The sequence below is a fragment of the Aestuariivivens insulae genome (assembly GCF_022662195.1).
Classification (GTDB): Bacteria; Bacteroidota; Bacteroidia; order Flavobacteriales; family Flavobacteriaceae; genus Aestuariivivens; species Aestuariivivens insulae.
The window spans coordinates 37,522-51,475 of the sequence record NZ_JAKMCS010000022.1 but is presented as its reverse complement, the minus strand read 5'-3'; the positions used below and the strand labels follow the sequence as shown (position 1 = coordinate 51,475).

The following is a 13,954-nucleotide window of genomic DNA, read 5'->3' as shown; positions in this document are numbered from 1 at the left end:
AGAAAGATTACAACAATACGGTGCTGGCGGGAAATACAATGGTTCCCGATGGTACTGTAGACATCAATGGCGATGGCGTTTTGGACGACAATGTTACTCTAAAGGACATCACCGACAATTTAGGAGACATGATATCGACCAATACAAAGGTACCCGACGGCACGGTGGATATCGATGGTGATGGTGTTAAGGACGACAACGTGACTTTGCAGGACATTATCAATAACATAAACAATGTGGTGTCCGGGAGTGAGACCCTGACGAGCCTTGCAGTGGCAACCAACGACAACGGTACGCCGACCGATGCCTCTGACGACTTCCAGGAGCTTACCTATACCGATGAGGACGGTACGCCTAACAAGATCAACCTGTCCACGGTCGTAGCCGGGGAGGAGACCCTGACGAGCCTTGCAGTGGCGACCAACGACAACGGTACGCCGACCGATGCCTCGGACGACTTCCAGGAACTCACCTATAAGGATGAGGACGGCACGCCTAACAAGATCAACCTGTCCACGGTCGTAGCCGGGGAGGAGACCCTGACGAGCCTTGCAGTGGCGACCAACGACAACGGTACGCCGACCGATGCCTCTGACGATTTCCAGGAACTCACCTATAAGGACGAGGACGGGACGCTGAACAAGATCAACCTGACAACGGTGATCGGCACGGCCGAGACCTTGACGACCATCGCCATAGCGAACAACGTGGGGGCTGATGGGACTGCCGATACGGCCGACGATTTCCAGGAACTTACCTATACCGATGAGGACGGCACGTTGAACAAGATCAACCTGTCAACAGTGATCGGCACGGCAGAGACCCTTACCACCATCGCCATAGCGAACAATGTGGGCCCCGATGGGACTGCCGATACAGCCGATGATTTCCAGGAACTCACCTATAAGGATGAGGACGGCACGCTGAACAAGATCAACCTGACAACGGTGATCGGCACGGCCGAGACTTTGACGACCATCGCGATAGCCAACAACGTGGGTCCCGATGGGACTGCCGATACGGCCGACGACTTCCAGGAACTAACCTATAAGGATGAGGACGGCACGCTGAACAAGATCAACCTGTCGACTGTGATCGGCACGGCCGAGACCTTGACCACTATCGCCATAGCGAACAACGTGGGCCCTGATGGAACTTCTGGAACGGTGGACGATTTCCAGGAGCTTACCTATACCGATGAGGACGGGACGCTGAACAAGATCAACCTGTCAACGGTTATCGGCACTGCCGAGACCTTGACGACCATCGCCATAGCGAACAACGTGGGCCCCGATGGAGTGGCCGATACGGCTGACGATTTCCAGGAGCTTACTTATACCGATGAGAACGAAACCCCGAACAAGATCAATTTATCAACGGTGATCGCAGGAGCTGGCACCGACGTTACCGATGATGCATGGATAAACAAAAGACCCACCATGCCTACCGTTACCGATCCCAACAGGGTTGAACTGGGCACACAAAGCGACGGCATTAATGTACGTACCGCAGGTACCGAGTTTGTAGCTTTAGATAATGGTAATGTAGGTATAGGTACAAAAGCACCAACCAACAGGTTTGTGGTAGCCAACAGTACCGCTATCGATGGTACGGCAGATGCCTTGATAAACGACCTTACCATTGGTAAAGGAAAAGGTAATGTTTCCACTAATACTGCCGTTGGGCTTAAGACATTAGCGGCTAACACTTCTGCCGATAGAAACACTGCAATAGGGGCTTCTGCATTACTAGCTACAACGACTGGGGCTAGCAACACGGCCCTGGGCTTTGAGGCTTTAAAATCAAATGTTATTGGAAGTAGTAATGTTGCTGTTGGTTCTGTTGCGTTACAAAATAATACAGGCTCAGATAACACGGCTGTTGGAACAGCTTCATTACTAAGCAATACCACAGGTATCAATAATACCGCTATTGGTCGTAATGCAATGCGGACTAATGAAACAGGCATAGATAACACTGCTCTTGGTGCGTTTTCGTTACAAAACAATGAAGGTAGTTATAATACTGCGGTTGGTCGTAATGCATTGATTAATAATGTAGCAGGTGCTGGGAACACAGCTATCGGTTATTTAACCCTAAATAATTCTACTGGTGGTATTGGAAATATAGCTATTGGTTATAAAGCTGGAGATAATACGACAACAGGTAGTAAAAACATTGTTATAGGTTACGATATAGATGTACCTATACTATCAGGGGATAACCAGTTAAATATAGGATCTTCCATTTTTGGATTAAATATAAATACGGGAACAAACTCGAATGAGAGTACCAACCCTTTAATAGGTATTGGTACCAAAGCACCTACACACAGGCTGGACGTAGCTGGTAAAACCAGGTTACGCAACCTAACAGGCACCGATGCCGCTACCGATGTAATCGTAACGGCCGATGCCACCACGGGCGAGCTTAAAGAAGCCGGTACAAGAGCACAGTTTCTTGCTGCTGCCGGTGCCGACATCACCAACGATGCCTGGGTAAACACAAGACCTACCACGGCTACAACTGCCGACCCCAACAGGGTTGAACTGGGCACACAAAGCGATGGCACCACCGCACGTACCGCAGGCACCGAGTTTGTAGTTTTAGATAACGGCAATGTAGGTATAGGTACAAAAGCGCCAACCAACAGGCTTGTGGTGGCCAGCACTGCTACCGATGGCACGGCCGATGCCTTAATTAACGGTATTACCGTGGGCAAAGGAAAAGGGAACGTTTCTAGTAATATCGCTGTAGGAGTTGGTGTTTTATCTAAAAATACAACGGGATTTGCAAATGTTGCAATTGGATCCAGTTCACTCTCAAATAACACAACTGGACTTGCAAATGTATCCATGGGAGATGGTTCAATGATGCAAAATGTTAGTGGAGCCCATAATACGGCAGTTGGTACTGATACCATGAGTAGTTCTCAAAATTTTAATAGTTTTAATACAGCAATAGGCTCATCAGCGTTAAAATCGATAACAGGCATTACGACCGGTGATGCATCGACTGAGAATACTGCTGTTGGTGAAGCAGCGATGAAATATGCCACAAAAGGTAATGGTAATACGGTAATTGGTTCTAAAGCGGGACAATCTTCTACGTTAGACCCTATGACTGGTAGCTATAATATTATTCTAGGATATAAAATAGATGTACCTAATAATGCAGGCTCCAATCAGTTAAATATAGGTTCAGCCATTTTTGGTACAGGCGTAAATGGAGCTTTTGGTCAAGGAATTAGCACAGGAGCTTTAATAGGCATTGGCACAGCTACACCTACAGAAAAGTTGGAAGTAGCTGGCAATGTAAAAGCAAGTAGTTTTATTGCCCCCAGCCAAACCTATGCCGATTATGTTTTTGAAGAATATGCAAACGGCGCATCTACCCTAAATTCCAATTATAAACGCCTTAACCTGGAAGCTGTAGAAGCCTTTGTAAAAGCAAACAAGCACTTGCCTGGGGTAACAGGTATAGACGAGTTGAAAAAAGACGAAAAAGGTAATTATCTAATCAATGTGTCTGGGCTTTCTGCACAACTGTTGGAAAAAGTAGAAGAGCTTTACCTGCATACCATAGAACAACACAAAGAAATTGAAGCCCTGAAAACCGAAAACAAAACACTTAAAGAACGATTAGAAGCTATCGAGTGTCTTTTGGGGGTAGGTGAAAAGTAGATGGAAAATGGAAGCTTGAAGGAGTAATGACAAATAACGAATTATTAATAATAAATAACTAAAAAATGGCAAACATTAATATCCACAAGCTTCACTACAGAAGAATTACAGAAGTTAGATACCGCATTAGGCAGTGTTGTCCCAGGGTAAGGCCGTAAACCTGACTCCAGACTAGCTCAGGCAATATGATAGCATTGCAGAACAAAACAAGCTATTTGTAAATAAAGCCCAAATGCTTATGGAACAGTACCCACATCACGTGCCCAATTTTATAGATTAAGCTGAATTTGACAGTAATTATGTAGCAAGAGAACAAATAGAAAATCGCTTGCAAAAGCTTAGTAAATTAGTGGAACAGTTAAGAGATACAAAAGTATTATTGGAGCACGATAGCTATACCAATGCCCTGTCTTTTTATAGTAACATTAGGTATTTAAGTAATGAAAACGTAGCAGGAACTACCACCCTGTACCAGGAAATGAAACAGTTTTTTACAACTCGTAAATCACGATAACCTGCTACAGAAGCGAACAATACCAGTTCGTAACCCCATGGAAGGGGTTAAAGAGAGGTATAAACCCCTTGACCAAGGACTGTACCCTTTAAAAACAAGTAGATTACCCTATAACTCTCCAACCAAGAGTCATAAAAAATGCCTAGGAGAGAGGGAGATAAATTATAAAAACAACTATTCAAAATAGTTATCCATGATAGTTAAACATATAAGCAAGTACGCCTTACTCGTAGCCCTATTGCCATTTGCCATGTTTGGGCAAACCGCAAACATTGGTAAGCTATATATAGAACCTGAGACCCAAATGGGTATAGTAAGCGGTTTTAACAACAAAGCATCTGGTGAGCTTATCAATGAAGGGGAGCTGTACCTCTACGGGGATTTTAATAATGATGGTTTGGTGGACTACATTGGTAGTACGGGTACTGTAAAGTTTGAAGGGACCCAAATGCAGAGAATAACAGGTTTGAACATGAGCAACCTGTACAATGTTATATTTAATAATCAAACCCCAGAAACAGCGTTTGAGCTTAGCGGTGGGATTAGTATAGATAATGATGCCGAATTTCAAAATGGCATATTGACCAATGAAGGGTTAGGCGGTACAATTTTCTTTGGAGAAAGCGCTGAAGCTTTAGGGGTTGGAGACGAAAGCCATGTTAATGGTCCAGTGGTGAAATATGGAGACACCGATTTTACCTATCCCATAGGAAACTTAGATTACTATCGTAAAGCATCCATAGGTACCCTAAAGGAAAAGGCCGAGATTACGGCGCAGTACTTCTACGAAAATCCGCTCACTAAGTTTTCTGAAGCAAATAAGGATAAAGAGATAGAACAAATAGATAATGCCGAGTATTGGGCGATTACTGGATTTAAGGATGAAGAAGGTTTTATCTTGAGCTTGAGCTGGGATGAGATCCGAACTACACCTACAGGCCTTATCGCTAACGGCTCAGTATTAAGCATTATAAAATGGGATACCAACCAGAACAAGTGGAGTTATATTGGAGGTACCGTAGATATGGAAAATAAGATGGTAACTGCCCCAGTAACGGGTAGTGGCGTATATACTTTGGCCTCGATAGAAGCTAGAGCAGACTGTGGAAATTTTGGTGTAAACAATGCCATTACATTGAATGGGGATCAGATGAACAGTTTCCTTCGATTTAATATTGCAGATTCCTTTTCTTGTGGAGAAGTCCAGAACCTTGAAGTCGTTGTTTATAACAGGTGGGGGGTGAAACTATATGAGAGCATGGATTATGGTGATTCCTACTCTGAAGATGTTTTTAAAGGCTATAATGTTTCCGGTGGTTTGGAGGTTATTGGAAAAGGAGGGCCATTACCCACTGGAACTTATTTCTATACCGTAAAGGCTGTTTTTAAAGATACAACAGGATTGCAGAAAGCCTATAGCAAAGTAGGCTATCTATACCTTATCTCAGATTAAGAAAGACTAATGTGAGAACGGAGTGGTTGTACACGTTCTCGATTTTATAATTAATTTATTATCAATCAATTACTGAAATTTAAACGTGTGAAAAAAGTTGATATTATAAAAAAAATAAAGTGGTGTTTGCTGTTGTTCTATTGTTTTGTTTTTGGGCAGCAAGAAAACCAATATACCCAATATATGTATAACACCAGTACCTTAAATCCAGCTTATGCTGGCAGTAGGGGTGTGTTGAATGTTATCGGAACCTACCGCTCGCAATGGGTAGGTATAGAAGGAGCACCAGAAACCCATAGTTTTTCGGTAAATAGCCCCATAGGGGTTAAAGGGGTTGGTTTGGGACTTTCGTATATAGGTGATAAGGTAGGGGCAACAGATACAGGCTTTCTGTCTGGAGATTTTTCATATACCATACAATTAAGCCGATATACTTATTGGGCGTTTGGTTTAAAGGCAGGGCTAAATTATTTTAGTTTGGATGTAAACAAATTAAATCCAGAAAGCCCTCAAGATCCTAACCTAGGGAATATTAGTCGGAGTGCCTTGGCCGTTGGTTCGGGATTATATTTATACTCAGATAAATGGTACGTGGGGCTGTCGGTACCTAATTTATTAGAAACCGAATATTACGACGATGTTAAGTCGACTTCGGTGTCTTCAAAAGCACATTGGTATGCCATGGGAGGCTATGTATTTGACCTAAATTATAGACTTCAGTTTAAGCCAGCATTTCTATTGAGAGCAGTTTCTGGAGCACCATTTACCTATGACATGTCGGCTAACTTTCTATTGAACGAGAAGCTTACATTGGGAGCAGCCTACAGGGGCGGGAGATCGGCAATTAGTGCTCTGGCCGGTTTTCAGGTAAGTGATGGGATATTTATAGGTTATGCCTACGATTATGATGTTACGCCTTTATCGGCATACAATTCGGGCTCCCATGAGATTCTGCTTAGGTTTGAATTAACCACAAGATTAAGAAGAGCTATTTGTCCAAGATTTTTTTAAAGCATAGAAAAGCATGAACCAACACTATTTTACTAAAGTTTTGTTGTATGTTATTGTGTCATTTATTACAATTTGTGTTTTTGCCCAAGATAAAAAACTTAAGAAAGGGAATTCCAAATACGATAATATGGCCTATATAGATGCCATAAAGATTTATGAGCGGTTAGCAGAAGACGGATATCAATCTCCAGAACTATTTAAAAGGTTAGGAAATGCACATTATTTCAATGCGCAATATAAAGAAGCTTACAAATGGTATTCAGAACTATTTGCTCTTAATGAAGAACAGGAAGCAGTATACTATTTAAGGTATTCACAAGCTATGCGAGCTGTGGGACAAGAGAAAGATGCTAAGGAGATGTATCGCCAATACATGAAAATCTTGGAATTGAATCTTGCAAATAACAAAAGCTATCTTGTTGAAATTGAAAATGAACCAGATAGGTACGACCTAAAACCATTGCCTTTTAACTCCCCTGGAATAGATTTTGGAATTACCAAAACCAACAATAAATTGCTCTTTGCCTCTACTAGGGATAGAGCGCCTTCATTGACCAAACATTTGGATGTATGGAACAATCTCAATTTTTTGGATTTGTATGAGGTTTCAGAAAATTTAGATGGTACCTATGGTAAAGTACGCCAGTTAAAAGGACAGATAAATACCGATTACCATGAATCGACTCCTATTATAACAAGGGATGGAAAGACCATGTATTTTACCGGAACTAATAAAAAGGGATGGAACAAATCTAAAAAAGCACAAACCTTAAATTTAAAAATTTATAGAGCCCGTTTAGGAGAAAATGGTAAATGGGGCAGTATAGAGGATCTTTCTATAAACAGTAACTCGTATTCTAATGCACACCCAGCGCTTAGCCCGTCTGAGGATAAGTTATATTTTGCCTCAGATCGTCCAGGGTCTACAGGGGCCACAGATATTTTTGTAGTCGATATAAATCCAGATGGAACTCTAGAAACCCCACATCCTGTTGAGGGTGGAGTAAACACTACAGGAAGAGAATCGTTTCCATTTGTTACAGACAGAAACGAGCTGTATTTTTCATCGGATGGACATTTTGGTCTGGGAGGTTACGATGTGTTTTACATGCTCTTAAATGAAAATATGGACAATGGGGTTGTAAATGTAGGCAAGCCAATAAATTCTGAAGGAGACGATTTTGCTTTTTCCATAGATGTTAATACCCATAAAGGCTATTTAAGTTCCAATAGGCCTGGTAACTTGGGTAAAGATGATGTTTACGCCTTTACAGAAATAAAAGACATTATAGAAACCTTTAAGGGTGTTATTTATGGAAGTGTAATTGACAAAAAGACCAATAAACCAATTGAAGGTGCCAGGGTAAGCCTTAGGAATGTTAACCCAGGAAATGAATTGTATTATACGTTTTCTGATAAATATGGAAAATATACAGTGGAAATTGCCAATAGATATCAGGATAGGCATATTGAAGTAACCAAGGAAGAATATAAGAGTTTAGAACAATACCCTGAAAAAGGGATTGCCTTACAAAAGCTTGATTTTTATTTAGAAAGCTTGGAATCCTCTTTCTTTGAAGGTTTTGATCTTTCGAAAGTCCTAGAACCGAATACTATATATTTTGATTATAATGAATCCCAGCTACGGGAAGACTCAAAAATCGAACTTCAAAAAGTAGCCAACTTTCTTACTGAACATTCTAACCTAAAGCTTGAAATACGATCGCATACCGATAGTCGTGGAAATGCCAATTATAATTTAAAACTATCCCAAAGACGGGCCGTAGCTACTTTAAGTTATTTGGTTGGTTTGGGAGTTTCAAAAGACAGAATACAGGCTAAAGGGTATGGCGAAACACAACTGTTAAATCGCTGTAAGGAAGGTATAAGATGTTCAGGAGAAGAACATCAAGAAAATAGAAGGAGTGAATTCATTGTTAAACATCAAGCAGACTAAAAAAGGACAGCTTGGGACTGTAATGAAAAGTTGATTTAAAAAAACATTGATATGATTTTGTTTGTAATTTCCATTGTACTGGTGTTTTTCAGTAGCTTTAGTATAGGCAAAAGGGCTAAGGGTACTGTGGTAAGAATAAATGTTGGTTTGGATAAGATACCTATGCACATAAGAGTTTTGGCATTTCCTTTGCTGTTTATATTATTTTCATGTGCCAAAGAAGATGTAAATGAAGGGAAACAGGAAATAAGAAATGTAGGAGAAGAAGTAATAGATATCCAAGAAGACATTATAGATTATGTAAATGCTTATAGGGAAGAAAATAACCTGCCTAATTTAGAACCTATGGATATTATAAAAGAGGTCGCTGCAACACATAGCAGTTATATGATAGAAAAAGGGGTAGTAAGCCACGACAATTTCTATACGCGACAGCTAAAGCTAAAAGAAACCACGAATGCAATTAAAGTAGCTGAGAATGTAGCCTATGGTTATACCAAAGCCGAAAGTGTCGTCAAGGCATGGGTTAATAGTGACCAACACAGACAGATTCTTGAAGGAGACTATACTCACGTTGGTATTTCTGCAAAGAAAAATAGTGAAGGCCGTATGTATTATACTCTTATGCTTATTAAAAAAGGTAATATCTCATCCTTTCTGTTTACATCTAAATCTTATAGTTGTAAATCCTAAGAAGGACTTTTTTTTGAGTCTTGTGTGTGACTTAGCATCATAGCCAAATTGTTTAGTGATAGATACACTTTTAAAATGTAGTCTCGTAGAGATTGTCAATGATGGATATTCACTTAAACCTAAACTTAAACGTTTACTCTATACGTTTATAGTTTTCTGCAAACATGGGGTTGCCCATTTCGTCCAATGTAATTTGTGAAAATTTATCTTCCTCTAAAATGAGTTTGAAAACAAACTCTTTATTTTCTTTAATGATGTTATTCATGGCTTTAGAACCATAATCCAATACTTCTGTTAAGACACTATCGTTAGCCGTATAGTCTCCATAGCCAAACCAATCTAAAGAATCGGAAACACGTAACCTAGACCACATCACTTTAGTAGGTGAATACATTTTAATTTGTTTGAGTGAATTTGAAGATTTAATGGTATCGATAGAACCATCGCTTCTATAATTAAAATAACTAATCAGTTCCCATGCCCCTTGTAAAGAAGGGTTTTTTTCATTCGGATTCGGCAAAACGTCATCATTTGTAGCGGTATTGGAATTGTTTTTACAGGAAAAGGCTAAAACAACGAAGAGGATGAATAAATAGTTTTTCATGACGTGGAATTTTACAGGTTATATGTAGTTAGTATTCTCTAATTTACAAAAAAAAAGTCATAATCTTAAGAAATCAATAGGATACAGTTATGTACAAATAAAAACTGTTGATAATTCGTTAGTAAGGTTTTAATCAAAAAAACTACTTTTGCTACAATAAAAAATTAATAGAGATTATGTCTGATACAATAGAAAAGGTAAAGTGTTTAATAATTGGCTCTGGACCTGCAGGCTATACAGCAGCAATTTATGCCGCCAGAGCAAATATGCATCCCGTTTTATACCAAGGAACACAACCTGGAGGCCAGTTAACCACAACAAATGAAGTTGAAAATTTTCCTGGGTATCCTGAGGGGGTAACCGGTCCGGAAATGATGATGCAATTACAGGCCCAGGCACAACGTTTTGAAACCGATATACGTGATGGATGGGTGACTAAGGTAGACTTTTCTGGTCCTGTTCATAAAGTATGGGTTAATGAAACAAAGGAAATCCATTGTGATACGGTAATTATTTCAACAGGAGCTTCAGCTAAATATTTAGGATTGGAATCCGAACAAAAGTATTTACAATTGGGTGGAGGCGTTTCTGCCTGTGCTGTTTGCGATGGCTTCTTTTATAGAAACCAAGAGGTTGTTATCGTTGGAGCAGGAGATTCGGCTTGTGAAGAAGCCCATTATCTATCAAAGTTGTGTAAAAAAGTGACCATGTTGGTTAGAAGGGATGAGTTTAGAGCTTCTAAAATAATGGAAGCCCGTGTAAAGAATACAGAGAACATAGAGATATTGTTTAATACCGAAACCGATGAAGTATTGGGAGACGGACAAGTGGTAACAGGGGTGCGTGTGTTTAATAATAAAACCAATGAAAAGCATGAGATTCCTGCAACAGGTTTTTTTGTAGCTATTGGACATAAACCTAATACAGATATCTTTAAGGATTATTTGGACTTGGATGAAACAGGATATATTATCAACACACCTGGGACGTCAAAAACCAATGTAGAAGGCGTATTTGTTTCTGGAGATGCTGCCGATCATGTGTATAGGCAAGCAGTAACAGCTGCGGGAACGGGTTGTATGGCTGCTTTGGATGCCGAACGCTATTTGGCAGCAAAGGATGCTTCTTTTGAAGTTTCCACGTCGACTTATAACTAGATTTAAGTCTATTATATAAAAAAACCAAAGCATGAAAATGCTTTGGTTTTTTGTTTTGTAATTATTTTAAAAAGTGTTTTCTTTGAAATCCAAAAATAAACGGGATGTGGTCTCTCGACTTCGCTCGAGATAAACTCCGTTCGGTTAGCATACCACACATTGGTGAGATGGTTGCTAAACAATGAAATTAAAAGATAAACGGGATGTGGCGCAGTCCGGTTAGCGTACACGGCTGGGGGCCGTGTGGTCGCAGGTTCAAATCCTGTCATCCCGACAAAATAGTATATCAATCTAAATTAAAAACCTGTTAATCGTATAATTTACAGGTTTTTATGTTTTTAGGGGTATTAAAGGAAGACAAACAATCCCGTTAAAAAAGTCAACAAATCGGATAACAAAAATAATTTTTAGAAACGTGTTGACCGAATTGTTAAAATCCATCTGTTGGTTAGAATAATAAATGTATCTTTAAAGTGATTTGGCTTTCGTCTGGTAATAAAATGTATTAACAAAAAGACGAAATCATGAAAACAACAAGCACTTTAGGTATTCTGCTTTGGGCAGACTTCGCCAGGGCAAAAGACAATCAAGCCTCTATTTATGCAAGAATCACGGTAAATGGCAAGCGAGCAACGCTGAGTTTAAAACGAAAAGTTCCCGTATCGGATTGGGATGCCCATAGGGGAAGGGCGCGTGGAACAAACCAAAATGCAAGGAAACTTAATAACTACCTAGAACAAGTTAACAGCGACCTTTTTAAATGTTACCAAGACTTGAAGGCAGAGCGTAAGCTCATAACCTCTAATGCCATCAAGGCAAGATACCTAGGAGACGATGAACAGAATCATTCCATTATGGATATCATCAGCTACCATCAAGAGGACATGGAGGACAAACTAAAGTGGGGCACTCAAAAGAATTACTACACTACCGAAAAGTATATATCAAAGTTTCTGTTGAAGCGTTATAAGACTACCGATATGTATTTGCGAGAACTCGATTATAATTTTATACTTAAGTTTGAAAAATACCTGAGAGGGTATGTTCCAACGGACCACCAAAGGAAAATGGGTAATAATACGGTGATGAAACATATAGAACGCTTTCGAAAACTTATTAATCTAGCGCTCAAATTAGGATGGATTGAAAAAGACCCATTTATAAACTTTAAGGCCCATATTATAAAAACAGAAAGAGGGTTTTTGAGTGCAGATGAATTATATGCGATAGAGGAGAAACAGTTTACAATTGAGCGATTGCAACTAGTAAAGAATCTGTTTGTGTTCAGTTGCTATACTAGTTTAAGCTATATCGATGTGATTAACCTAACAGCAGATAACATCAATATTGGGATTGACGGTGAATTGTGGATTCATTATAGAAGGGAAAAAACGACCAAGGTCATTAGAATTCCCTTATTGCCTAAAGCTTTACAAATTATTGAGATGTATAAAAACAACCATATAACGAAAGCACAAGGAAGCATATTCCCTAAAATATCAAATCAGAAATTGAATTCCTATTTAAAGGAAATTGCCGATGTATGTGGCATCAAAAAAAATCTAACCTTTCATATAGCCAGACATACCTTTGCCACTACGGTCACACTAAGTAATGGTATCCCAATAGAGACGGTATCTAAATTGTTAGGTCATTCTAAAATATCCACGACCCAAATCTATGCCAAGGTCATAGAGCGAAAGGTCAGTGAGGATATGAAAAGGTTAAGAGACCAATTTTTGAACTCAAAAAAGAAATCCGATAGAGCCTGTCAAAATTTATGACTCTAAAGAATAATGCGATAATAATATCTTAATCATAAGAGACTCAATCAAAAAACGGTTTGATCTCATATTGGATCTTAGAAAAGAACACAAACTTGGTACATGGAGTATTAAATGGTATTTGGAAAGACACTATGGCACTTGCTAGCTTTCTAAGTGCTTTTTACTATTATAGATTGTTGATAAACCAATCAGTTACCATTTTAACGTATTCTTTAGGCGGTTCGTGTTTTACGCTATATTCAACAAAATCTTTTTCTGTTAAAGGAATTAAATCAAAAAGTTGATGGGCGTCTTCCATGGTATACACTGGATCCTTATTTCCCATAAACATGAGGAAAGAGTTGCACTTGATGTGGCCGGCATAAGTGTAAGGTGCCCAAGGTTGATATTCTGGGTTTTTCCATATAGGGGTTAATCCGGCAACAGCAGTTTTAATTCGAGAATCGGTACTTGTTATTTCAAAGGTTATGAGTCCACCCATGCTTAGACCCAAAAAACCAATTCTGGAAGCATCAATGTCGTTTCGGGTAGAAATATAATCCAAGGCTCTTCTGTATTCAACCGCAGTTTGCATAAACATCTGTCTGGCTTCGTATGGGAAGGAGCGTGGCCATGGTGGAGGGTTAAAGTCATTTTCATAAGCTCTCTCGCCATGATACACAGCATCCAGTGTTATTACTGCAAAGCCTTTATCAAGGAAGGCCTTTGTTACCAATCCGCCTTTAGGCCAACTGTCGTCTTGTAACCACCGTTCTTTGGAACCATATATGCCATCTACCAAAAATACGATAGGGTGCTTATCTTCTCCATTATTAGGGGTAATAAGGTAAGCAGGCACTTTACTATTATTAACTCCTGTAAACATGAGCTTCTCTTTATTACAGCCTTCAAATTTATCCTTCGAAATTATTTTGGCGTTTAGGGGAATATTTTTGTCATACTCAAAAAATTGAGCAAGGGCTTGATAGACTTCTTCACTAACTAAGGGTAATCCAGTATCGAGAGCAGCCGTTTTTTCATGAGTTGCTGTCTGTGAATTAGACACAACACAATTCACAATAGTTAGGAGAAGGAATACGATTTTTTTCATATCAG

10 protein-coding genes and 1 tRNA gene are annotated in these 13,954 nt (G+C 39.6%); 9 read left to right on the top strand and 2 right to left on the bottom strand.

The annotated features are described in order from the left end of the window. From MR062_RS17085 to MR062_RS17060, 6 genes are all read left to right on the top strand, one after another. On the top strand, window positions 1-3,683 hold a 3,683-nt coding region (locus MR062_RS17085; protein ID WP_394800550.1), incomplete at its 5' end, for a beta strand repeat-containing protein. A 328-nt stretch (window positions 3,684-4,011) separates the two neighbouring features. Next, window positions 4,012-4,197, top strand: coding sequence for a hypothetical protein (locus MR062_RS17080; RefSeq protein ID WP_242206537.1), 186 nt, complete (start codon window positions 4,012-4,014; stop codon window positions 4,195-4,197). 193 nt (window positions 4,198-4,390) lie between these two features. Continuing rightward, window positions 4,391-5,650, top strand: coding sequence for a T9SS type B sorting domain-containing protein (locus MR062_RS17075; RefSeq protein ID WP_242206535.1), 1,260 nt, complete (start codon window positions 4,391-4,393; stop codon window positions 5,648-5,650). 87 nt (window positions 5,651-5,737) lie between these two features. Next, window positions 5,738-6,661 carry a PorP/SprF family type IX secretion system membrane protein gene (locus MR062_RS17070; protein ID WP_242206533.1) on the top strand — a complete coding sequence of 308 codons (924 nt, stop codon included), beginning with the start codon at window positions 5,738-5,740 and terminating at the stop codon, window positions 6,659-6,661. A gap of 13 nt (window positions 6,662-6,674) precedes the next feature. Continuing rightward, entirely contained in the window at window positions 6,675-8,618 is a 1,944-nt protein-coding gene (locus MR062_RS17065; protein ID WP_242206530.1) for an OmpA family protein, read from the top strand. Between the two features lie 51 nt (window positions 8,619-8,669). Further along, window positions 8,670-9,311, top strand: a complete 642-nt coding sequence (locus tag MR062_RS17060; protein WP_242206528.1) for a CAP domain-containing protein — start codon at window positions 8,670-8,672, stop codon at window positions 9,309-9,311. A gap of 133 nt (window positions 9,312-9,444) precedes the next feature. Here MR062_RS17060 and MR062_RS17055 read toward each other — a convergent pair whose 3' ends face one another. Beyond that, window positions 9,445-9,915, bottom strand: a complete 471-nt coding sequence (locus MR062_RS17055; RefSeq protein ID WP_242206526.1) for a hypothetical protein — start codon at window positions 9,913-9,915, stop codon at window positions 9,445-9,447. 176 nt (window positions 9,916-10,091) lie between these two features. On the opposite strand from MR062_RS17055, the gene trxB reads away from it, so the two are divergent. The 3 genes from trxB to MR062_RS17040 all read left to right on the top strand — a co-directional run bounded on the left by trxB (window position 10,092) and on the right by MR062_RS17040 (window position 12,856). Continuing rightward, on the top strand, window positions 10,092-11,072 hold the full coding sequence (trxB, locus tag MR062_RS17050) for a thioredoxin-disulfide reductase (RefSeq protein WP_242206525.1): 981 nt from the start codon (window positions 10,092-10,094) through the stop codon (window positions 11,070-11,072). A gap of 199 nt (window positions 11,073-11,271) precedes the next feature. Next, window positions 11,272-11,346: transfer RNA gene (locus MR062_RS17045), tRNA-Pro, on the top strand. Window positions 11,347-11,596: 250 nt separating this feature from the next. After that, window positions 11,597-12,856 carry a site-specific integrase gene (locus MR062_RS17040; protein WP_242206523.1) on the top strand — a complete coding sequence of 420 codons (1,260 nt, stop codon included), beginning with the start codon at window positions 11,597-11,599 and terminating at the stop codon, window positions 12,854-12,856. Window positions 12,857-13,025: 169 nt separating this feature from the next. Here MR062_RS17040 and MR062_RS17035 read toward each other — a convergent pair whose 3' ends face one another. After that, window positions 13,026-13,949, bottom strand: coding sequence for an alpha/beta hydrolase (locus tag MR062_RS17035; RefSeq protein ID WP_242206521.1), 924 nt, complete (start codon window positions 13,947-13,949; stop codon window positions 13,026-13,028). Window positions 13,950-13,954: the final 5 nt, after the last annotated feature.

Excerpts from the sequence above, each read along its gene's own strand:
- MR062_RS17035 (WP_242206521.1), bottom strand. The coding sequence starts at position 13,949 with ATGAAAAAAATCGTATTCCTTCTCCTAACTATTGTGAATTGTGTTGTG.
- MR062_RS17055 (WP_242206526.1), bottom strand. The coding sequence starts at position 9,915 with ATGAAAAACTATTTATTCATCCTCTTCGTTGTTTTAGCCTTTTCCTGT.
- MR062_RS17075 (WP_242206535.1), top strand. The coding sequence starts at position 4,391 with ATGATAGTTAAACATATAAGCAAGTACGCCTTACTCGTAGCCCTATTG.
- trxB (WP_242206525.1), top strand. The coding sequence starts at position 10,092 with ATGTCTGATACAATAGAAAAGGTAAAGTGTTTAATAATTGGCTCTGGA.
- MR062_RS17065 (WP_242206530.1), top strand. The coding sequence starts at position 6,675 with ATGAACCAACACTATTTTACTAAAGTTTTGTTGTATGTTATTGTGTCA.
- MR062_RS17040 (WP_242206523.1), top strand. The coding sequence starts at position 11,597 with ATGAAAACAACAAGCACTTTAGGTATTCTGCTTTGGGCAGACTTCGCC.
- MR062_RS17060 (WP_242206528.1), top strand. The coding sequence starts at position 8,670 with ATGATTTTGTTTGTAATTTCCATTGTACTGGTGTTTTTCAGTAGCTTT.